20 protein-coding genes are annotated in these 20,051 nt (G+C 71.2%); 14 read left to right on the top strand and 6 right to left on the bottom strand.

Going from position 1 to position 20,051, the window contains the following annotated elements; genetic code table 11:
- Positions 1 to 8 precede the first annotated feature (8 nt).
- Positions 9 to 824, top strand: a complete 816-nt coding sequence (locus AB0G52_RS31610; protein ID WP_361340997.1) for an inositol monophosphatase family protein — start codon at positions 9 to 11, stop codon at positions 822 to 824.
- A gap of 164 nt (positions 825 to 988) precedes the next feature.
- Here the strand turns inward: AB0G52_RS31610 and AB0G52_RS31605 are convergent, their stop codons facing one another.
- Positions 989 to 1,162, bottom strand: a complete 174-nt coding sequence (locus AB0G52_RS31605; protein WP_165939545.1) for a hypothetical protein — start codon at positions 1,160 to 1,162, stop codon at positions 989 to 991.
- A gap of 420 nt (positions 1,163 to 1,582) precedes the next feature.
- Here AB0G52_RS31605 and AB0G52_RS31600 point away from each other — a divergent pair, with 420 nt between their 5' ends.
- The 4 genes from AB0G52_RS31600 (at position 1,583) to AB0G52_RS31585 (ending at position 5,118) form a co-directional block, all read left to right on the top strand.
- A complete protein-coding gene (locus tag AB0G52_RS31600; protein WP_003993508.1) occupies positions 1,583 to 2,236 on the top strand; it encodes a response regulator transcription factor in 654 nt (217 codons plus the stop codon).
- A 5-nt stretch (positions 2,237 to 2,241) separates the two neighbouring features.
- Entirely contained in the window at positions 2,242 to 3,489 is a 1,248-nt protein-coding gene (locus tag AB0G52_RS31595) for a HAMP domain-containing sensor histidine kinase (protein ID WP_132893525.1), read from the top strand.
- Positions 3,490 to 3,890: 401 nt separating this feature from the next.
- The gene (locus tag AB0G52_RS31590; RefSeq protein WP_003997302.1) at positions 3,891 to 4,187 is read left to right on the top strand and encodes a DUF4193 domain-containing protein; all 297 of its coding nucleotides are present in this window, start codon (positions 3,891 to 3,893) and stop codon (positions 4,185 to 4,187) included.
- 13 nt (positions 4,188 to 4,200) lie between these two features.
- Positions 4,201 to 5,118, top strand: a complete 918-nt coding sequence (locus AB0G52_RS31585) for a hypothetical protein (protein ID WP_132893524.1) — start codon at positions 4,201 to 4,203, stop codon at positions 5,116 to 5,118.
- 42 nt (positions 5,119 to 5,160) lie between these two features.
- On the opposite strand, the gene AB0G52_RS31580 is transcribed toward AB0G52_RS31585, so the two are convergent.
- On the bottom strand, positions 5,161 to 5,625 hold the full coding sequence (locus tag AB0G52_RS31580; RefSeq protein WP_132893522.1) for a DUF3093 domain-containing protein: 465 nt from the start codon (positions 5,623 to 5,625) through the stop codon (positions 5,161 to 5,163).
- Between the two features lie 57 nt (positions 5,626 to 5,682).
- Here AB0G52_RS31580 and AB0G52_RS31575 point away from each other — a divergent pair, with 57 nt between their 5' ends.
- The 7 genes from AB0G52_RS31575 to AB0G52_RS31545 all read left to right on the top strand — a co-directional run bounded on the left by AB0G52_RS31575 (position 5,683) and on the right by AB0G52_RS31545 (position 12,291).
- Positions 5,683 to 6,267, top strand: a complete 585-nt coding sequence (locus tag AB0G52_RS31575; protein WP_132893520.1) for a PaaI family thioesterase — start codon at positions 5,683 to 5,685, stop codon at positions 6,265 to 6,267.
- Complete coding sequence (dut, locus tag AB0G52_RS31570) at positions 6,264 to 6,815, top strand: dUTP diphosphatase (protein WP_132893518.1); 552 nt, start codon at positions 6,264 to 6,266, stop codon at positions 6,813 to 6,815. The genes AB0G52_RS31575 and dut overlap by 4 nt, the downstream gene beginning before the upstream one ends.
- A gap of 1 nt (position 6,816) precedes the next feature.
- Positions 6,817 to 7,578: a DUF3710 domain-containing protein gene (locus AB0G52_RS31565; protein ID WP_132893517.1), complete on the top strand. Its 762-nt coding sequence runs from the start codon at positions 6,817 to 6,819 to the stop codon at positions 7,576 to 7,578.
- Positions 7,579 to 7,771: 193 nt separating this feature from the next.
- Positions 7,772 to 10,369: a sensor histidine kinase KdpD gene (locus AB0G52_RS31560; protein WP_361340989.1), complete on the top strand. Its 2,598-nt coding sequence runs from the start codon at positions 7,772 to 7,774 to the stop codon at positions 10,367 to 10,369.
- Positions 10,366 to 11,052: a response regulator gene (locus tag AB0G52_RS31555; RefSeq protein WP_132893515.1), complete on the top strand. Its 687-nt coding sequence runs from the start codon at positions 10,366 to 10,368 to the stop codon at positions 11,050 to 11,052. The genes AB0G52_RS31560 and AB0G52_RS31555 overlap by 4 nt, the downstream gene beginning before the upstream one ends.
- 69 nt (positions 11,053 to 11,121) lie before the next feature.
- Positions 11,122 to 11,520, top strand: a complete 399-nt coding sequence (locus AB0G52_RS31550; protein WP_132893513.1) for an OB-fold nucleic acid binding domain-containing protein — start codon at positions 11,122 to 11,124, stop codon at positions 11,518 to 11,520.
- A gap of 3 nt (positions 11,521 to 11,523) precedes the next feature.
- Positions 11,524 to 12,291 (top strand): DUF3159 domain-containing protein, encoded by a 768-nt coding sequence (locus AB0G52_RS31545; protein WP_361340985.1) that lies wholly within the window; start codon positions 11,524 to 11,526, stop codon positions 12,289 to 12,291.
- 62 nt (positions 12,292 to 12,353) lie between these two features.
- Here AB0G52_RS31545 and AB0G52_RS31540 read toward each other — a convergent pair whose 3' ends face one another.
- Together AB0G52_RS31540 and AB0G52_RS31535 are read right to left on the bottom strand one after the other, a co-directional pair.
- Entirely contained in the window at positions 12,354 to 13,025 is a 672-nt protein-coding gene (locus AB0G52_RS31540) for a TrkA family potassium uptake protein (RefSeq protein WP_132893510.1), read from the bottom strand.
- Complete coding sequence (locus AB0G52_RS31535) at positions 13,025 to 13,696, bottom strand: TrkA family potassium uptake protein (protein ID WP_132893508.1); 672 nt, start codon at positions 13,694 to 13,696, stop codon at positions 13,025 to 13,027. The genes AB0G52_RS31540 and AB0G52_RS31535 overlap by 1 nt, the downstream gene beginning before the upstream one ends.
- Positions 13,697 to 14,059: 363 nt before the next feature.
- Between AB0G52_RS31535 and AB0G52_RS31530 the strand changes: the two genes are divergently transcribed.
- Both AB0G52_RS31530 and AB0G52_RS31525 read left to right on the top strand, forming a co-directional pair.
- Positions 14,060 to 16,105, top strand: a complete 2,046-nt coding sequence (locus AB0G52_RS31530; RefSeq protein WP_132893506.1) for an APC family permease — start codon at positions 14,060 to 14,062, stop codon at positions 16,103 to 16,105.
- Positions 16,106 to 16,197: 92 nt separating this feature from the next.
- Entirely contained in the window at positions 16,198 to 17,526 is a 1,329-nt protein-coding gene (locus AB0G52_RS31525; RefSeq protein ID WP_361340980.1) for a TRAM domain-containing protein, read from the top strand.
- A gap of 246 nt (positions 17,527 to 17,772) precedes the next feature.
- Here the strand turns inward: AB0G52_RS31525 and AB0G52_RS31520 are convergent, their stop codons facing one another.
- Positions 17,773 to 19,038 carry a multidrug effflux MFS transporter gene (locus AB0G52_RS31520; protein WP_361340977.1) on the bottom strand — a complete coding sequence of 422 codons (1,266 nt, stop codon included), beginning with the start codon at positions 19,036 to 19,038 and terminating at the stop codon, positions 17,773 to 17,775.
- 56 nt (positions 19,039 to 19,094) lie between these two features.
- Positions 19,095 to 20,036 carry a hypothetical protein gene (locus AB0G52_RS31515; RefSeq protein WP_361340974.1) on the bottom strand — a complete coding sequence of 314 codons (942 nt, stop codon included), beginning with the start codon at positions 20,034 to 20,036 and terminating at the stop codon, positions 19,095 to 19,097.
- Positions 20,037 to 20,051 lie beyond the last annotated feature (15 nt).

The following is a 20,051-nucleotide window of genomic DNA, read 5'->3' as shown; positions in this document are numbered from 1 at the left end:
GGAGCCCCGTGACCGACGCCCTGTACTCGGACCTGCTGGACCTCGCCCGGGAGGCGGCCGCCCGCGCGGGCGAGCTGCTGCGGGACGGCCGCCCGGCCGACCTCTCCGTGGCCCGTACGAAGTCCAGCCCGATCGACGTCGTGACCGAGATGGACATCGCGGCCGAGAAGCTCATCACCGACCTGATCTCCGCCCACCGGCCCGACGACGGCTTCCTCGGCGAGGAGGGCGCGTCGACGCCGGGCACGAGCGGGGTCCGCTGGGTGATCGACCCGCTGGACGGCACGGTCAACTACCTGTACGGCCTGCCGACCTGGGCGGTGTCCATCGCCGCAGAGCAGGACGGGGAGACCGTGGTCGGGGTCGTGGCTGCGCCGATGCGGGGCGAGACGTACCACGCGGTGCGGGGCGGCGGAGCCTGGGCGACCGGGGCGTGGCGGGGCGAGCGGGCGCTGGCCTGCCGGCCGGCCGCGCCGCTGGCCGAGGCCCTGGTCTCCACGGGCTTCAACTACGTGACGGAGGTCCGCACCCACCAGGCCGAGGTCGCCGCCCGGCTGATCCCGCTGCTGCGCGACATACGCCGCGGCGGTTCGGCGGCGATCGACCTGTGCGACCTGGCCTGCGGCAGGCTGGACGGGTACTTCGAGCGCGGCCTGAACGCGTGGGACTGGGGCGCGGGCGACCTGATCGCGCGGGAGGCCGGTGCCCTGACGGGTGGCCGCCCCGGAGAACGCCCCTCCCGGGACCTGACGGTCGCGGGCACCCCCGGGGTCTTCGAGCCCCTCCAGCGCCTCCTGGAGGACTTCGGGGCCTGGCACGACTGAGGCCCGTCCCGGACGCGGACCGATTCCGCGGAGTTCTCCGCCACCGCGGCCGGACGGGAATCGAACGCCGATGCGCGGGTAGGAGATCACGTACGAGCAGGGCCCCGGCGCTGGATTCGCCGGGGCCCTGCTCATGTGCCGGTGGTGCTGCTGCTGCGGGACTGTCAGACGCTGGTCGCGCCGACTTCCACACCGTGTTCGGCGGCGAGGCGGCGCAGGTCGTCGAGCTCGGCCTGTTCCACTTCGACGAGGAAGTCGTCGCCCTCGTCACGAGCCCGGGTGATGTCGGACTCGGTCGCCTTTATGCGCTGCAGAAGTCCTGTCGTGAATGCGTCCATGCTGCGCCCCCTCGTCCTGGGTCGTGGGTCGGTGGCACGGGGAAGTGCCGGTCGGGAAGGGACGATCACGTCTTGGCGGGTGCCCAGCGCTGCCCTGCTGGGCGGCGACGGTGCCGGACACCCCCGTCGTCCACTCTGCTGTAGCGGCGACGTACGTACCGCATGGTGCTGCGGCACATGCAGAGCGTGATCGCGGGGTGTACATGCGGTCCTCCCCCCGCTCCCCTCCGCGGAAACCTCAACCGCAGGAGAAAATCTGGCATTCCCGCCCCGCGGCATCCGATCCGACGGTTCCGGCCCCCGTCTTACTGCCGACTTATGGCCGAAAAGGGCAGGATGGAGGCACCACACCCCATGCAGACCCCCGCCCGGGTGCGCCTGGTGCGCGCTACGCGGGTGGACAGAGGAAGGACAAGCGACGTGCGCGTACTCGTCGTCGAGGACGAGCAACTGCTCGCCGATGCGGTGGCCACCGGACTGCGCCGGGAGGCCATGGCCGTCGACGTCGTGTACGACGGTGCGGCCGCCCTGGAGCGCATCGGCGTCAACGACTACGACGTGGTCGTCCTCGACCGGGACCTTCCCCTCGTGCACGGCGACGACGTCTGCCGCAAGATCGTCGAACTCGGCATGCCCACGCGCGTGCTCATGCTCACCGCGTCCGGCGACGTCAGCGACCGCGTCGAGGGCCTGGAGATCGGCGCCGACGACTACCTCCCCAAGCCCTTCGCGTTCAGCGAGCTGATCGCCCGCGTGCGCGCCCTCGGCCGGCGTACCAGCGTGCCGCTGCCGCCCGTGCTGGAGCGCGCCGGCATCAAGCTCGACCCGAACCGCCGCGAGGTCTTCCGGGACGGCAAGGAGGTCCAGCTCGCGCCCAAGGAGTTCGCCGTCCTGGAGGTGCTGATGCGCAGCGAGGGCGCGGTGGTCAGCGCCGAGCAGCTCCTGGAGAAGGCCTGGGACGAGAACACCGACCCCTTCACCAACGTGGTGCGCGTGACCGTGATGACCCTGCGCCGCAAGCTCGGCGAGCCTCCTGTGATCGTCACCGTCCCCGGCTCGGGTTACCGGATCTGATGAACGTGGCGACCACTCCCGCACCCCCGCAGGCTCCCCCGAAGCCCACCTGGGACCCCAGGAGACCGCAGCCGGTCTTCCCGTGGCTGCGCCCGACCATCCGGATACGGCTCACCCTGCTGTACGGCGGCATGTTCCTGATCGCCGGCATCCTGCTGCTGTCGATCATCTACCTGCTCGCCGCGCAGGCGATCAACACCGGCAACCAGCCGCTGTTCAAGATCGTAAGTGCTGACAATCTGCAGGTCTCCAGCGACAACTGCCCAGGGATCGCCGGTTCCAGGCTGCCGCTGTCCGACTTCAACACCGCGATCGCCCAGTGCGTGGACCACCAGCGCCAGGCGGCCCTGGACAACCTGCTCAGCCGCTCGCTGCTCGCCCTGCTGGGCCTCGCCGTGATCGCCTTCGCGTTCGGCTACGCGATGGCCGGCCGTGTGCTCTCCCCGCTCGGCCGGATCACCAGGACCGCCCGCGCGGTGGCCGGCTCGGACCTGTCCCGCCGGATCGAGCTGGACGGCCCCGACGACGAGCTGAAGGAACTCGCGGACACCTTCGACGACATGCTGGAGCGATTGCAGCGGGCCTTCACCGCCCAGCAGCGCTTCGTCGGCAACGCCTCGCACGAACTGCGCACGCCCCTGGCGATCAACCGCACGCTCCTGGAGGTGCACCTCTCCGACCCGGGCGCCCCCGTGGAGCTCCAGCAGCTCGGCAAGACGCTGCTGGCCACCAACGAGCGCAGTGAGCAGCTCGTGGAGGGCCTGCTGCTGCTCGCCCGCAGCGACAACCAGATCGTGGAGCGCAAACCCGTCGACCTGGCCGAGGTGGCCACCCAGGCCGTCGACCAGGTGCACGCCGAGGCGGAGGCCAAGGGTGTGACGATCAGGGGCGTACGGAAACCGGCGGTGGTCCAGGGCAACGGCGTGCTGCTGGAGCGGATCGCCCTGAACCTGCTGCAGAACGCGGTGCGCTACAACGTGCCCGAGGACGGTTGGGTCGAGGTCACCACCGACGTCCAGCACGGCCAGGCGGTACTCTCCGTGTCGAACACCGGTCCGGTGGTGCCGGCCTACGAGATCGACAACCTCTTCGAGCCTTTCAGGCGGCTCCGTACCGAGCGCACGGGCAGCGACAAGGGCGTCGGCCTCGGCCTGTCCATCGTCCGCTCCGTGGCGCGGGCGCACGGCGGTCACATCGCCGCCCAGCCCCGTGAGGGCGGAGGGCTCGTGATGCGAGTCACGCTGCCGGTCTGATGGCTTTACAAGATCGCGACACACGCGAGGGATGTTCGCTTTGCGCTGAATTTTCGGACGGCGTGGTGCGTCGCCGCGTGTGTGATCGATCACAGGGGCGGTTTTCCGGCCATCTACTCTCAGTGATCATGGCCGGGGGAATAAAGGCGGGAAAATCCCTGTTTTCGGGGGTCTTGATCACGGGAAGTACAGGGTGAGGCGCCTTTGAGGTGTCTCGTGAGGACCGTGTACGGTCCCCATCGCCATTCAACCCGATCACTCTCGAGGGGTCCGGTTGGGTGTCGATTGAGTAACAGACCTTGATGTGAGGCAAAATCTCCGCCTCGGGTCGGGCACAAGTCCGGCCTCTCACGCGTTACGTGCGCTGGAGACACCGCAGACACCCAGAGGGGGAGAGCGACATGGCAACCGACTACGACACTCCACGCAAGACCGACGACGACGTCGACTCGGACAGCCTTGAAGAGCTGAAGGCCCGGAGGAACGACAAGTCGACGTCCTCGGTGGACGTCGACGAGTTCGAGGCCGCGGAAGGCCTCGAACTTCCCGGGGCGGACCTCTCGAACGAGGAACTGGCCGTCCGGGTGCTGCCCAAGCAGCAGGACGAGTTCACCTGCATGAGCTGCTTCCTGGTGCACCACCGCAGCCAGCTGGCCCGCGAGAAGAACGGTCAGCCGATCTGCCGCGACTGCGACTGAGAGCGGGTCGGGCATGACTGGCTCGACCCCACCTCGGAAGCGCCGTTTCCCTCTGCGGGGAGCGGACTCGGGGCCGTCCGACGGCCCACGCGCGCGTGACGTCGAGCGGGGCTCGTCCGATGAGGGAGCCTCGCTCGAACCGGCGGCCGGCCGGGGTGACCTCCCGGCGCCGACGGAGGAGCCCGCGCCCGTCGCCAGGCGACGGGCCGCGGTCATCCGCGGCAAGGCCGTGGAGATGGCCCGGGAAGGGGCCCGCAAGGGCGGCAGCCGGGCGAAAGCGGGGCTGGCGTACCTGGCGGACCGGATCATCGAGATCGCCCCGCGTGTCCCCGTACGTGACCTCGCGACCCTGCGCCGGCAGTTCCCGGGTCTCGGGCCCGAGCAGCTCGCCGACAAACTGGTGGCGGGCGCCGCGGGCGCGACCTCGGCGGTCGGGGCCGGGGTCGGTGCGGCGGCGATGCTGCCGGTGCCGCCGGCGATGCCGACCGAGCTGGCCGCGGAGATCACCGGCGTCGCGGCGATCGAACTCAAGCTGATCGCCGAACTCCACGAGGTGTACGGCGTGCGGCCGCCGGGGAACCTGAAGGCCCGCAGCACCGCGTATCTGTCCTCCTGGTCGGGGGAGCGCGGCATCGACGTGATGAGACCGTCGACGGTCAACAACGCCCTCGGCGGGCAGATGAAGCGCGAGCTGCGCCAGCAGATCATGAAGCGGACGGTCCGGGACCTGCCCAACCTGATGCCGTTCATGGTCGGCGCCGCGGTCGGCGCGGTCATGAACCGACGGGACACCAGGAAGCTCGCGGCGCGGATCCGCAAGGACCTGAGGAAGATCCAGGTGCCCTGGGAGGAACTGCCGGAGCTGCCGCCGCTGGAGAAGCCGGCCGAGCCGCTGCCGATCGCCGAGCTGCCGGAGGACTTCGGCGCCTGAAGCCCGCCCCGGGCCCGTCACCCTGTCACACCCGCGTGGTCCTCACGCCTGCGCGGTCTTCGCCGCCTCGATCGCCGCCGCCAGGGCCTCCGGCTGCCTCGTCGACAGGTACAGGTAGGGCGTCGGGTCCTGCGGATCCGTGACCTCCACGCGCAGCGCCGTCGGGATGTAGGCGCGCAGCAGCAGGAACGCGCGCACGTCCGCCTTGTAGGTGCGCCAGGCGCGCGTCTCCTCGGGGTCCAGGACGTGGGCCTCGCCGAGGGCCGACACCGGGATCTTCGCCTCGCCCGCGATCAGCGAGTCGCCCACCACCCGGATCCGCTGGGAGCCGTACGAGCTGGCCACCACCGCTGCCGCCGCCGTGCCGCCGGCCAGGCCGCCGAGCGCCGGCAGGGTGCCGAAGGGCAGCAGTATCAGGGCGAAGGAGACACCGACCAGGAAGCTGATGAACCACCACGACCGCGGGGCGGTGAGGCGTTCTTCGTACGGGGTGGCGGAAAGCTGCATGGAGCAAGCTTGGCACGGTGTCCGGATTCACCGGACGCGCGGGTAAGGTCTGCGGCTGTGAGTGGTAGTTCCGCAGCTCTTCAGCCTCCCGCCGGTGCCCGGAAACCGGAGCGGCATCCCGATGCGCCCGCGCCCGGCGAGCTCATCGGCGCACACTACGAACACTGTTTCGGATGTGGCCACGGGCAGGCGCACGGGCTGCACCTGGAGGCACGGGCCGGCGAGGGGGTCTCCCTGACCGCCGAGTTCACCGTGCGCCCCGCTCACCAGGGCGCCCCGGGTCTCGCGCACGGCGGGGTGCTCGCCACCGCCCTCGACGAGACGCTCGGCTCGCTGAACTGGCTGCTGCGCAGGACCGCCGTCACCGGACGCCTGGAGACCGACTTCGTACGGCCGGTGCCCGTGGGCAGCACGCTCCACCTGGCGGCCGAGGTCGTCGCCGTGGCCGGCCGGAAGATCTACTCGACGGCCACCGGCCGCATGGACGGCCCTCACGGGCCCGTCGCCGTCCGCGCCGACGCCCTCTTCGTCGAGGTGCCCCTCGCGCACTTCACCGACCACGGCCGGCCGGAGGAGATCCAGGCCGCCATGAACGACCCGGACCGGACCCGGCGCGCCCGCGCCTTCGAGGTGAACCCGTGAGCCCCGCTCCACTGAACGTCCTGCTGCGCCGCGTCGACCCCGACGTACCGCTCCCGGCGTACGAGCACCCCGGTGACGCGGGCGCCGATCTGCGCACCACCGAGGCGTGCGAGCTGGCGCCGGGTGAACGGGCCGTGCTGCCCACAGGGGTGTCGATCGCCCTCCCGGAGGGGTACGCGGCCTTCGTGCATCCCCGTTCGGGGCTCGCCGCCCGGTGCGGCGTGGCCCTCGTGAATGCCCCGGGGACGATTGATGGCGGGTACCGTGGGGAGATCAAGGTGATCGTGGTGAATCTCGACCCGCGCGAGGCCGTGCGGTTCGAGCGCTTCGACCGGATCGCCCAACTGGTCGTCCAGCAGGTCGAGAGGGTCCGCTTCCAGGAGGTGGCGGAACTTCCCGACTCGGCGCGGGCCGAGGGGGGCTTCGGGTCCACCGGCGGTCATGCCGCGGTGGGCGACGTGAGCGGCACAAGCGGTCAGGCCGCCGAGGGCGGTCGGACGGGTGGGAATCGATACGCTTCGGTCGTATCCGACCGGGAAGGACAGTGACGTGTTCGGACGTCGCAACAAGAAGGGTGCCGCCGAGGACGCGGCCGGCGAGGCCGAGCAGGTCGTCGACAACGTCGACACCGAGGCGGACGAGGAAGAGGGCGAGCGCGAGCGCGTACGCCTGGAACCGGAGCCCCGGCCCGACGGGCCGTGGGACGCCAGTGAGGTGCGCGACCCCGGCGAGGGCCGGGTGGACCTCGGCGGTCTGTTCGTGCCCGGAGTGGACGGCATGGAGCTCCGGGTGGAGGTCGCGGGCGACGCGATCGTCGCGGCGACCGTCGTCCTGCGCGACAGCGCCGTCCAGTTGCAGGCCTTCGCCGCGCCCAAGCGCGAGGGCATCTGGGCCGAGGTGCGCGAGGAGATCGGCTCCGGCATCACCCAGCAGGGCGGCATCGTCGACGAGGTCGAGGGTCCGCTGGGCTGGGAGCTGCGGGCCCAGGTGCCGGTGCAGCTGCCGGACGGCACGAGCGGCTTCCAGGTCGTGCGGTTCGTCGGCGTGGACGGGCCGCGCTGGTTCCTGCGCGGGGTGATCTCCGGCCAGGGCGCGGTGCAGCCGCAGGCCGCCGGGCTCCTGGAGCAGATCTTCCGGGACACCGTGGTGGTCCGCGGCGAGGGCCCGATGGCGCCCCGCGACCCGATCGTCCTGAAGCTGCCGAACGACGCCCAGATGGTCCCCGAGGGCGTCCAGCAGGAGGAGTCCTCGCGCTTCTCCGGCGGCATGGGCCAGCTGCAGCGCGGACCGGAGATCACCGAGGTCCGCTAGGCGCCGCGCCCGCCGTACCGTTCGAGAGCCGCATCCTTCGGGTGCGGCTCTTTCCGGTTCGGGCGCCGGTGCGCGCGGCCATCAGGGTTCCGTCAAAGATGCCCGTGGCCCCCGCCTTCCGTCCCGTCCGCCGGGACCGTTGGCCGTAAGGTCGACGCTGCGTAGGCGGTAGTTACGGGAAGACAATGGGACCATGGCACGCGGCAAGCTTCGGATCTACCTCGGTGCGGCACCGGGCGTGGGCAAGACCTACGCCATGCTCTCCGAGGCGCACCGGCGCGTGGAGCGCGGTACCGACTGCGTGGTCGGCTTCGTCGAACACCACGGTCGCCCCCGCACCGAGGTGATGCTGCACGGCCTGGAGCAGGTTCCGCGCCGGGAACTGGAGTACCGGGGCGCCGCCTTCACCGAGATGGACGTGGACGCCGTGCTGCGCCGCGCCCCCGCGGTCGCCCTCGTGGACGAACTCGCCCACACCAACGTCCCCGGCTCCCGCAACGCCAAGCGCTGGCAGGACGTCGAGGAACTGCTCGCGGCCGGCATCGACGTCGTCTCCACCGTCAACATCCAGCATCTGGAGTCGCTCGGCGACGTCGTCGAGGCCATCACGGGCGTGCGCCAGCGCGAGACGGTGCCCGACGAGGTGGTACGGCGCGCGGACCAGATCGAACTGGTCGACATGTCACCCCAGGCGCTGCGCCGGCGCATGGCGCACGGCAACATCTACCAGCCGGACAAGGTCGACGCGGCCCTGTCCAACTACTTCCGGCCCGGCAACCTCACCGCCCTGCGCGAACTCGCCCTGCTGTGGGTCGCGGACCGGGCCGACGAGTACCTGAAGCAGTACCGCAGCGAGCACCAGGTGTCGGCGATCTGGGGCTCCCGGGAGCGGATCGTCGTCGGGCTCACCGGCGGCCCCGAGGGGCGCACGCTGATCCGGCGGGCCGCCCGGCTCGCCGAGAAGGGCGCCGGCGGCGAGGTGCTCGCCGTCTACATCTCCCGCAGCGACGGGCTGACCTCGGCCTCCCCGAAGGAACTCGCCGTCCAGCGCACCCTCGTCGAGGACCTCGGCGGCACCTTCCACCACGTCGTCGGCGAGGACATCCCGGCGGCCCTCCTCGACTTCGCGCGCGGGGTCAACGCCACCCAGATCGTCCTCGGCTCCTCACGCCGCAAGGCCTGGCAGTACGTCCTCGGACCCGGCGTCGGCGCCACCGTCGCCCGGGAGTCGGGACCCGACCTGGACGTCCACATCGTCACCCACGGCGAGGCGGGCAAGGGCCGCGGGCTGCCGGTGGCCCGGGGCGCCCGGCTCGGGCGCGGCCGGATCATCGCGGGCTGGGTGGTCGGCCTGGCCGGCCCGGCCGTCATGGCGGTCCTGCTGAACACCGTCAACCTGGGCCTCGCCAACGACATGCTGCTGTTCCTGACCTTCACGGTCGCGGCGGCGCTGCTCGGCGGGCTCTTCCCGGCGCTGGCCTCGGCGGCCTTCGGCTCGCTGCTGCTCAACTACTTCTACACCCCGCCCCTGCACCGGCTGACCGTCGCCGACCCGAAGAACATCGTCGCCATAGTGATCTTCTTCGGGGTCGCGCTGTCGGTCGCCTCGGTCGTGGACCTGGCCGCCCGCCGCACCCACCAGGCCGCCCGGCTGCGCGCCGAGTCCGAGATCCTCTCCTTCCTCGCCGGCAACGTGCTGCGCGGCGAGACCAGCCTGGAGGAACTCCTCGAACGGGTCCGGGAGACCTTCGGCATGGAGTCCGCGGCCCTGCTGGAGCGGGCGGGTGACGTCGAGCCCTGGACCTGCGCCGGACGGGCCGGCTTCGGACCCGCCCTGGAGCGGCCCGAGGAGGCCGACGTCGACATGCCCGTGGGCGACCACATGGCCCTCGCGCTGACCGGCCGGGTGCTGCCCGCCGAGGACCGCAGGGTGCTCGCCGCCTTCGCCGCCCAGGCAGCCGTCGTACTGGACCGCAGGCGCCTCCAGGAGGAGGCCGAACAGGCCCGCGCGCTCGCCGAGGGCAACCGGATCCGCACCGCGCTGCTGGCCGCCGTCAGCCACGACCTGCGCACGCCGCTGTCCGCGATCAAGGCGGCGGTCACCTCGCTGCGCTCGGACGACGTGGCCTGGTCCGAGGAGGACCGGGCGGAACTCCTCGAAGCCATCGAGGAGGGCGCCGACCGGCTCGACCACCTCGTCGGCAACCTGCTCGACATGTCCCGGCTGCAGACCGGCACCGTCACCGCGATCGTCCGTGAGATCGACCTCGACGAGGTGGTCCCGATGGCGCTGGTCGGCGTCCCCGAGGGCAGCGTGGACCTGGACGTGCCCGAGACCCTGCCGATGGTCGAGGCCGACGCCGGGCTGCTGGAGCGGTCGGTGGCCAACCTGGTCGAGAACGCCGTCAAGTACAGCCCGCCCGACCGGCCCGTGCTCGTCTCCGCCAGTCCCCTCGCGGACCGCGTGGAGGTGCGGATCGTGGACCGCGGGCCCGGCGTGCCCGACGACGCCAAGGAGCGCATATTCGAGCCCTTCCAGCGTTACGGTGACGCTCCGCGCGGCGCCGGGGTCGGACTCGGGCTCGCGGTCGCCCGCGGCTTCGCCGAGGCGATGGGCGGCACCCTCGACGCCGAGGACACGCCGGGCGGCGGGCTCACCATGGTCCTGAGTCTGCGTGCGGCGGGATCGGCCGCCGCGGCGGAGGCGGGGGAGGCGGGGGAGGCGGGGGAGACGAGGGAGACGAGGGAGAGGGTGAAGGCAGTGGCGGAACCGGAAAGGCAGGCCTCATGACCCGTGTGCTCGTGGTCGACGACGAGCCGCAGATCGTGCGCGCCCTCGTGATCAACCTCAAGGCGCGCAAGTACGAGGTCGACGCGGCCCCCGACGGCCGTACCGCCCTCGAACTCGCCGCCTCCCGCCACCCCGACGTGGTCGTCCTCGACCTCGGCCTGCCGGACATGGACGGCGTCGAGGTGATCAAGGGGCTGCGCGGCTGGACCCGGGTGCCGATCCTGGTCCTGTCGGCCCGCCACTCCTCCGACGAGAAGGTCGAGGCGCTCGACGCGGGCGCCGACGACTACGTCACCAAGCCCTTCGGGATGGACGAGCTGCTGGCCCGCCTCAGGGCCGCCGTACGGCGCGCCGAGCCCGTCGCCGGGGGCGGCGAGGACGACGTGCTGGTGGAGACCGAGGGGTTCACCGTCGACCTGGCCGCGAAGAAGGTCAACCGGGCCGGCCGCGACGTCCGGCTCACGCCGACCGAGTGGCACCTGCTGGAGGTCCTGGTCCGCAACACCGGCCGGCTCGTCGGCCAGAAGCAGCTGCTCCAGGAGGTGTGGGGACCGTCGTACGGGACGGAGACCAACTACCTGCGGGTGTACATGGCCCAGCTCCGCAGGAAACTGGAGACGGACCCCGCGCACCCGAAGCACTTCGTCACGGAGCCGGGGATGGGGTACCGGTTCGAGAAGTGAGGCGGGCTTTCGGGGGATCACGTGAGATGGCCTACGGCGGTGTCCGTGGGCCCCGGTAGGCTTTCAGACATGAGTGCTGTTCCTCGTTCCGAAAAGCCGGCCGGCCGGTTCCGGCGCATGCTCGACCGGCTCTCCTCGTCGCAGGAGGACCTGGAGTCGGAGGAGCTGCGCGAGGACGCCGACACGACCGGATGCACCCGGATCGGTGACTGTCAGGACCGGCAGATCGTCACCGTTACTGGTACCTTGCGCACGGTCACCCTACGACCGCGAGCCGGGGTCCCGGCCCTGGAGGCCGAGCTGTTCGACGGCTCCGCCGCCCTGGACGTGGTGTGGCTCGGCAGGCGCTCCATCGTCGGCATAGAACCGGGGCGCAGGCTGATCGCATCGGGCCGGATCTCGCTGAGCCGGGGCCGTCGGGTGCTGTTCAACCCCAAGTACGAACTGAGACCCCTCGGTAGGGAGTAGCCGGTGACGTCGCTCGACAAGCCGACCGAAGAAACACAGGCCCAAGGCGATGCGCGGGCGGTGACCGAGGCCGCGCTGTTCGAGGCCTTCGGCGGGGTGCGCGGCATGGTCGAGACGGTGCTGCCCGGCCTGCTGTTCGTCACGATCTTCACCATCAACAAGGACCTGCACTGGTCGGCGATCGCCGCCCTCGCCGTCTCCGTGGTGCTGGTCGTGGTGCGGCTCGCCATGAGGGACACCGTCAAGCACGCCTTCAGCGGTGTCTTCGGCGTCGCCTTCGGTGTCGTCTTCGCGATGATGACCGGCAACGCCAAGGACTTCTACCTCCCCGGCATGCTCTACACGCTGGGCCTGGCGCTGGCGTACATCATCACGACCCTGTGCGGGGTCCCCCTGATCGGCCTGATCCTCGGCCCGGTCTTCAAGGAGAACCTCTCCTGGCGCACCCGCAACCCGGGCCGCAAGGCGGCGTACGCCAAGGCCAGCTGGGCGTGGGGCCTGATCCTGCTCGCCAAGTGCGCGATCCTCTTCCCGCTGTACTGGTGGGCCAACACCGCCCAACTGGGCTGGGTACTGGTCGCCTTGAAGATCCCGCCGTTCCTGCTCGCCGTCTGGCTCACCTGGGTCTTCCTGGCGAAGGCGTCGGCTCCGATCGACGTCTTCGCGGAGATGGAGGCGGCCGAGAAGGCCGAGGAGAAGGCCGAGGAGGAGCGCAAGGCCGCCCTGGCGGCGGAGCAGGGTGAGTCCTCCGCCGGACGCCACCGCAAGTAGCCGGACACGGAGAAGGGCGCCCTCCGCCGTGGAGGGCGCCCTTCTCCCGTACCCGCTCCGCGTCAGCCGTCCTCGCGCCGTACCGACAGCAGGTCCTCCAGCTGCTCCTCGCGGGCCTGGGCCGCCACGAAGAGGAGTTCGTCGCCCGCCTCCAGGGAGTCCTCCCGGGAGGGGGTGAGCACCCGGGTGCCCCGGATGATCGTGACCAGGGAGGTGTCCTCGGGCCACGCCACGTCACCGACCTGGGTGCCGGCCAGGGCCGACTCCTCCGGGAGGGTGAGCTCGACGAGGTTGGCGTCACCGTGGCTGAAGCGCAGCAGGCGGACCAGGTCGCCGACGCTCACCGCCTCCTCGACCAGCGCCGACATCAGACGCGGTGTGGAGACGGCGACGTCCACGCCCCAGGACTCGTTGAACAGCCACTCGTTCTTGGGGTTGTTCACCCGGGCGACGACGCGCGGAACGCCGTACTCCGTCTTCGCGAGCAGCGAGACGACCAGGTTCACCTTGTCGTCACCGGTCGCGGCGATCACGACGTTGCAGCGCTGGAGCGCGGCCTCGTCCAGGGAGGTGATCTCGCAGGCGTCGGCCAGCAGCCACTCCGCCTGGGGGACCCGCTCCACCGAGATGGCGGTGGGGGCCTTGTCGATCAGCAGGATCTCGTGGCCGTTCTCCAGCAGCTCGCCCGCGATGGAGCGGCCGACGGCACCGGCCCCGGCAATGGCGACCCTCATCAGTGACCGCCCTCCTCTTCCGGACCCCCGGCGAAGGCGGCCTCGACCTTGTCGACGTCGTCCGTCCGCATCATCACGTGCACCAGATCGCCCTCCTGCAGCACCGTCTGCGAGGTGGGCAGCATGGACTCCCCGAGCCGGGTCAGGAACGCCACCCGGACCCCGGTCTCCTCCTGCAACTTGCTGATCTTGTGCCCGACCCACTTCGGGGAGGCGTGCACCTCGGCGAGCTGCACCCCGCCGGTGGGATCGCGCCACAGCGGCTCGGCGCCCGAGGGCAGCAGCCGGCGCAGCATCTGGTCGGCGGTCCACCGGACGGTGGCCACGGTCGGGATGCCGAGGCGCTGGTAGACCTCGGCGCGCCGCGGGTCGTAGATCCGGGCGGCGACGTTCTCCACGCCGAACATCTCGCGCGCGACCCGCGCCGAGATGATGTTCGAGTTGTCACCGCTGGAGACGGCGGCGAAGGCGCCGGCCTCCTCGATGCCCGCCTCGCGGAGGGTGTCCTGGTCGAAGCCGACCCCGGTGACCCGGCGGCCGCCGAACCCCGGTCCCAGCCTGCGGAAGGCGGTGGGGTCCTGATCGATCACGGCGACCGTGTGCCCCTGTTGCTCCAGGGTCTGGGCGAGAGCGGAACCCACTCTGCCGCAGCCCATGATGACGATGTGCACGACCGTCCTTCCGGTGTCCAAAAGTTACTGCTCAGCCACATCAGGGTCTCAGACCGAGCCCCAAGCTACACACGCACGGTCCCGGCCGGGCACCCTTCGGGCACGCTCACCGGCGAGTGATGCTGCGCACGCTCCACGCGGTGAGGATTCCGAGGCCGACGAGGGCGACCGCGGCGCCGATCAGCTCAGCGGCAGCGGGCATATGACCTCCGAAGTGCGATGACAGGCGGGATCTGTCATCTAGGCACGGATCGGGCGTAGGCTGCGGAATCCGCAGTTCCCCACGTCTCCTTTTTCACCCGTGAGGCAGATCCGGCCCCGCGGCTGGAGACCTGCCACGCGGAAGGCCTACGATCCTCTCTCGTGTCCAAACTGACCGACGTGCCCAAACGGATCCTGATCGGGCGCGCACTGCGCAGCGACCGGTTGGGCGAAACGCTCCTGCCGAAGCGCATCGCACTCCCCGTCTTCGCTTCCGACCCGCTGTCCTCCGTCGCCTACGCGCCGGGGGAGGTCCTGCTGGTCCTGTCCATCGCGGGCGTGTCGGCCTACCACTTCAGCCCCTGGATCGCCGTCGCGGTCGTCGTGCTGATGTTCACGGTGGTCGCCTCCTACCGGCAGAACGTGCACGCCTACCCGAGCGGCGGCGGTGACTACGAGGTCGCCACCACCAACCTCGGCGCCAAGGCCGGCCTCACCGTCGCCAGCGCCCTGCTCGTCGACTACGTCCTGACCGTCGCCGTCTCCATCGCCTCCGGCATCGAGAACCTGGGCTCGGCGATCCCCTTCGTCGTCGAGCACAAGGTGTTCTGCGCGGTCACCGTGATCCTGCTGCTCACCCTGATGAACCTGCGCGGCGTCAAGGAGTCCGGCAAGCTCTTCGCGATCCCGACGTACGTGTTCGTCGGCGGCGTCTTCGTCATGATCGCGTGGGGTGCCTTCCGCGGCCTGGTCCTCGGCGACACGATGCGCGCCCCGACCGCGGACTACCACATCAGGGCGGAGCACCAGGGCCTGGCGGGCTTCGCGCTGGTCTTCCTCCTGCTGCGCGCGTTCTCCTCCGGCTGCGCCGCGCTCACCGGTGTCGAGGCGATCTCCAACGGCGTCCCGGCCTTCCGCAAGCCGAAGTCGAAGAACGCGGCGACCACCCTGGCCATGATGGGCCTGCTGGCCGTCACGATGTTCTGCGGCATCATCGCGCTCGCCATGACCACCAAGGTCCGCATGGCCGAGAACCCGGCCACCGACCTGATCCGCAACGGTGTCCCGATCGGCTCCGGCTACGTCCAGAACCCGGTCATCTCCCAGGTAGCCGAGGCCGTCTTCGGCAAGGGCAGCTTCCTGTTCGTGCTGCTCGCCGCCGCCACCGCCCTCGTCCTCTTCCTCGCCGCCAACACCGCGTACAACGGCTTCCCGCTGCTCGGCTCGATCCTCGCCCAGGACCGCTACCTGCCGCGCCAGCTGCACACCCGCGGTGACCGGCTCGCCTTCTCCAACGGCATCGTGCTGCTCGCCGGCACCGCCGCGCTGCTGGTGGTCATCTACGGCGCCGACTCGACCCGCCTCATCCAGCTCTACATCGTCGGCGTGTTCGTGTCCTTCACGCTCAGCCAGACCGGCATGGTCCGGCACTGGAACCGCCACCTGGCCACCGAGCAGGACCCGGCCAAGCGCAGCCACATGATGCGCTCCCGCGCGATCAACGCCTTCGGCGCCTTCTTCACCGGCCTGGTGCTGGTCGTGGTCCTGGTCACGAAGTTCACCCACGGCGCCTGGGTGGCGCTGCTCGGCATGTGCATCTTCTACGCCACGATGACCGCGATCCGTAAGCACTACGACCGGGTCGCCGAGGAGATCGTGGCCCCGGAGGAACCCGACGACGACCTGGCCCGCCCCTCCCGGGTGCACTCCGTCGTCCTGATCTCCAAGATCCACCGCCCCACCCTGCGGGCCCTCGCCTACGCCCGGCTGATGCGCTCCGACACCCTGGAGGCGCTCACCGTCAACGTCGACCCGGCCGAGACCAAGGCGCTGCGCGAGGAGTGGGAGCGGCGCGGGATCGACGTGCCGCTCAAGGTCCTCGACTCCCCGTACCGCGAGATCACCCGGCCGATCATCGAGTACGTCAAGGGCCTGCGCGCCCAGTCCCCGCGGGACGCGGTCTCCGTGATCATCCCGGAGTACGTGGTCGGCCACTGGTACGAGCACATCCTGCACAACCAGAGCGCCCTGCGCCTGAAGGGCCGGCTGCTGTTCACGCCCGGCGTGATGGTGACCTCCGTGCCCTACCAGCTGGCGTCCTCCGAGGCGGCGAAGAACCGGGCCCGCAAGCGGCAGGAGTGGAACGCCCCGGGTGCGGTGCGGCGCGGTCCCGCGGAGCACCGGCCGAAGGAGCACAGCGGGAGCTGACCGGGGGGTCCGGGCGACCGCGTAGACTGGTGGGCTGTCGTCGGTCCGTGCCCGGGCCGTTCCCCCTCCCCTCGATCTGGAGTTATCCCGCCATGCAGGCAGAACCGAAGAAATCGCTGGTGGGGACGGAGTACGAGGTCGAGGTCGGTCCGGTCGCGCACGGCGGGCACTGCATCGCCAGGACCGCGGAGGGCCAGGTGCTGTTCGTCCGGCACGCGCTGCCCGGCGAGCGGGTCGTGGCGAGGGTGACCGAGGGCGAGGAGGGGGCCCGCTTCCTGCGCGCGGACGCGGTCGACATCCTGGACGCCTCCAAGGACCGCGTCGAGGCCCCCTGCCCCTACGCCGGACCCGGCCGCTGCGGCGGCTGCGACTGGCAGCACGCCAAGCCGGGCGCCCAGCGCCGCCTCAAGGGCGAGGTGATCGCCGAACAGCTGCGGCGGCTCGCGGGCCTCACGCCCGAGGACGTCGGCTGGGACGGCACGGTGATGCCCGCCGAGGGCGACAAGCTGCCGGCGGGTGAGGTGCCGCAGTGGCGGACCCGGGTGCAGTACGCCGTCGACGCCGACGGCAACGCGGGACTGCGCCGACACCGCTCGCACGAGGTGGAGCCCATCGAGCACTGCATGATCGCGGCGCCGGGCGTCAGCGAGCTGGGCATCGAGGAGCGCGACTGGTCCGGCATGGCCTCGGTGGAGGCGATCGCCGCGACCGGCTCCCAGGACCGCATGGTGATCCTGGAGCCCCGTCCCGGCGCCCGCCTGCCCCTCGTCGAACTCGACAGGCCGGTCTCGGTCATGCGGGTCGACGAGCACGACGGCGGCATCCACCGCGTCCACGGCCGCGCCTTCGTCCGCGAGCGCGCCGACGGCCGCACCCACCGGGTGGGCAGCGGCGGCTTCTGGCAGGTCCACCCGAAGGCGGCGGACACCCTGGTCACCGCGGTCATGCAGGGCCTGCTCCCACGCAAGGGCGAGATGGCGCTGGACCTGTACTGCGGGGTCGGCCTCTTCGCGGGGGCCCTCGCGGACCGCCTCGGCGAGAAGGGGGCGGTGCTCGGCATCGAGTCCGGCAAGCGGGCCGTCGAGGACGCGCGCCACAACCTCGCGGACTTCCCGCGGGTCCGCATCGAACAGGGCAAGGTCGAGTCGGTCCTGCCGCGCACCGGCATCACCGAGGTCGACCTCATCGTCCTCGACCCGCCCCGCGCGGGCGCGGGCCGCAGGACGGTGGACCACCTGACGTCCCTGAACGCCCGCCGCATCGCCTACGTCGCCTGCGACCCGGCAGCCCTCGCCCGCGACCTGGCGTACTTCCGGGACGGGGGGTACCGGGTACGGATGCTGCGGGCGTTCGACCTGTTTCCGATGACGCATCATGTGGAGTGCGTGGCGATTTTGGAGCCTGCTGCAAAGGGACTCTGACCTGCGACTTTCTTGGATTTTCCATAGGTGGTCGGTGGTCCTCGACCTGTTTCCCGAAGCCCATGACGTGGGGCGTCTCCAGGGCTCGTGAGGCCGCCCGACCTGGCATTTCTGGGTCCGCTGCCGGATCGGCGGGGAGGGTCTTGCCGCCCCTCGGCCCGTACGGCGCCGGCGATCTCGACGCTCGGATGACGCTCGTTCTGATGAGGCGTCAGGACAGCGGAGGTTGCCGGACCGAAACCGGGCTCACCGCGCCAGTGGATCGGGACCGGCCTGCCAGGGACGGCACAGCGCGAGGAAGCATCCGGCCGCGGCCACGGCGAGGCCGAGCACCGACATCGCCATGGGGAGGGCGGTGGACTGCCCCCCGAGACCGGCGAGGGCGGGGGCGAGGGCGCCCATGAGGAACTGGGTGGTGCCCAGTAGCCCGGAGGCACTGCCCGCCGCGTGCGGAGCGCGCTGCAGGGACAGGGCCGTGGTGGTGGGCAGGATCATGCCGACCGGACAAGCGGTGAAGAAGAGCGCGACCGCGATCCACGGCAGACCCGCGTGCGTGGCGGTGACCAGGAGCACCAGGGCCACGCCCGCGGCGGCGAGCACGGCCAGGCCGGTGGCCAGCACCCGGTGCGAGGGGAAGCGGCCGAGCAGGAGTTTGCCGTTGAGCTGCCCGGTGGCGACCATGCCGAGCGAGTTGAGGCCGAAGAGCAGGCTGTACGTCTGCGGGGAGGCGCCGTAGACCTCCTGGAGGGTGAAGGAGGAGCCGGCGATGTACGCGAACAGGGCGGCGAAGCCGAGGCCGCCGGTGAGCAGGTAACCGGTGAAGGAGCGGTCGCCCACCAGCTCGCGCATGGTGCGCAGGGTCGCCGGGAGTTCGCCGTGTCGCCGTGCCGGACGTGGCAGGGTCTCGGGCAGCACAGTGGCGGTGGCCGCGAGGATGGCCAGCCCCAGGAGCGTGAGGGTGACGAACACGCCGCGCCATGAGGTCAGCCTCAGCAACTGGGCGCCCAGTACAGGGGCGAGGATCGGCGCGGTGCCGGAGACCAGCATCAGCGAGGACAGCAGCCGGGCGGCGGCGAGTCCGTCGTACAGGTCACGCACGACCGCCCGGGCGATGACGATGCCGGCGGCCCCCGCCAGGCCCTGGACCAGACGCATGCCGATGAGCACCGCAGGATCCGGGGCGAAGGCGCACAGGGCGCCGGTCACCACGTACAGCGACAGGCTCACGATCAGCGGCCGGCGCCGGCCGAGGGTGTCGCTGAGCGGGCCGATGGCCAGTTGCCCCAGGGCGATCCCGACCATGAAGGCGGTCAGGGTGAGCTGGGTGACGGCCTGTGAGACGTGCAGGTCCGTGCTGACCTGCGGGAGAGCCGGCAGGTAGAGGTCGATGGTGAGGGGGCCGAGTGCGGTCAGGGAGCCCAGGACCAGGACGAGGGAGAGGTGGCGGCGGCCTCGAGTCGTGCGTCGCTCCGTGTCGTCTGCCGGGGCGCCGGTCTGCGGAATTGCGTCCATCTCTGTTCCAGACTGCGTCGGTCGCGACCGCGAGGGGGTCGGCCGGTACGGCCGTGTCAGCGGTCGAGGCGGGCGACGAGCAGGTTGGGGTCCTCGTTCGTGAGGTACGCGGCGCTGGGGACGTACACCTTGTTGCCGTGGACCGCGACGGAGGTCGGGGTCTGCAGACCGTCGGCGGCCGTGAGGACCGCGGTGTGGGTGCCGTCGGGGCGGACGAGGTCGACCTGGTTGTCGTCGAGGGCGGCGAGGAGGGTGTCGCCGTGGCCGGTGAAGGCGAAGTCGTCGATGAAGGGCATGCCCGTTGCACGGACCTCGATGGTGCCCGCGGTGCCGTGCGTGGTGAACGGGATGCGCAGGACGGTGCCCTTGTCGAGGTTGGTGGCCCAGACGGCTCCGTTGTGGAGCTTCAGGCCGTTGGCGCCGGCGAAGGTGCTGGGTTCGATCGCCTCGCCGCGGGCCCAGACGGTGGCCTCGCCGCCGCGTGCGGGCAGGCGGTAGATGACGCCGTGGACGGAGTCGGTGACGTAGAGCCTCTGGGTGTGCTGGTCGAGGGCGAGGCCGTTGGGCAGTCCGTCGGCGGGCAGGGCGGCGATCCGGTGCGGACGGCCGCCGGGGCGGATGGCCCAGACGCCGGTGAGGTCGGCGGTGCCGGTGGCGTAGGTGACGTAGAGGGTGCCGTCGTCGGCGCGGGCGATGCCGCCGACGAACGCCTTGCCCAGGTTGGGGGTGCTCGCCTTGGCGGGTGCGGGGAGCGTGGCGAGTACCTGCGCGTGTCCGCCGGGGGCGATGCGGACGATCTGCCGGGCGAAGGAGAAGGTCAGATACGCGGATCCGGTGCGGTCGACGGTGATGTTCTCGGGCTGCTGCGAGGCCGCCAGGCTGAAGTGGTCCGCGATGCGGGGCCCGGAGAGCGGCTCGGTCGCCGCCGTGGCGGTCGCGGCGGAGGTCAGCAGGGCCGCTGCGGCGGCGAGCGTGGTGACGGTGGCGCGGACGTGCATGGGGTGGTTCTCCTG

The sequence above is a fragment of the Streptomyces sp. NPDC021562 genome, from assembly GCF_040640875.1.
In the GTDB taxonomy this organism is placed as follows: domain Bacteria; phylum Actinomycetota; class Actinomycetes; order Streptomycetales; family Streptomycetaceae; genus Streptomyces.
Note: the sequence above shows the minus strand (reverse complement) of the source record. Positions and strands in the feature narration are given on the sequence as shown.

Excerpts from the sequence above, each read along its gene's own strand:
- AB0G52_RS31550 (WP_132893513.1), top strand. The coding sequence starts at position 11,122 with ATGAGTGCTGTTCCTCGTTCCGAAAAGCCGGCCGGCCGGTTCCGGCGC.
- AB0G52_RS31560 (WP_361340989.1), top strand. The coding sequence starts at position 7,772 with ATGGCACGCGGCAAGCTTCGGATCTACCTCGGTGCGGCACCGGGCGTG.
- AB0G52_RS31555 (WP_132893515.1), top strand. The coding sequence starts at position 10,366 with ATGACCCGTGTGCTCGTGGTCGACGACGAGCCGCAGATCGTGCGCGCC.
- AB0G52_RS31525 (WP_361340980.1), top strand. The coding sequence starts at position 16,198 with ATGCAGGCAGAACCGAAGAAATCGCTGGTGGGGACGGAGTACGAGGTC.
- AB0G52_RS31580 (WP_132893522.1), bottom strand. The coding sequence starts at position 5,625 with ATGCAGCTTTCCGCCACCCCGTACGAAGAACGCCTCACCGCCCCGCGG.
- AB0G52_RS31540 (WP_132893510.1), bottom strand. The coding sequence starts at position 13,025 with ATGAGGGTCGCCATTGCCGGGGCCGGTGCCGTCGGCCGCTCCATCGCG.
- AB0G52_RS31515 (WP_361340974.1), bottom strand. The coding sequence starts at position 20,036 with ATGCACGTCCGCGCCACCGTCACCACGCTCGCCGCCGCAGCGGCCCTG.
- AB0G52_RS31605 (WP_165939545.1), bottom strand. The coding sequence starts at position 1,162 with ATGGACGCATTCACGACAGGACTTCTGCAGCGCATAAAGGCGACCGAG.
- AB0G52_RS31585 (WP_132893524.1), top strand. The coding sequence starts at position 4,201 with ATGACTGGCTCGACCCCACCTCGGAAGCGCCGTTTCCCTCTGCGGGGA.
- AB0G52_RS31520 (WP_361340977.1), bottom strand. The coding sequence starts at position 19,038 with ATGGACGCAATTCCGCAGACCGGCGCCCCGGCAGACGACACGGAGCGA.
- AB0G52_RS31590 (WP_003997302.1), top strand. The coding sequence starts at position 3,891 with ATGGCAACCGACTACGACACTCCACGCAAGACCGACGACGACGTCGAC.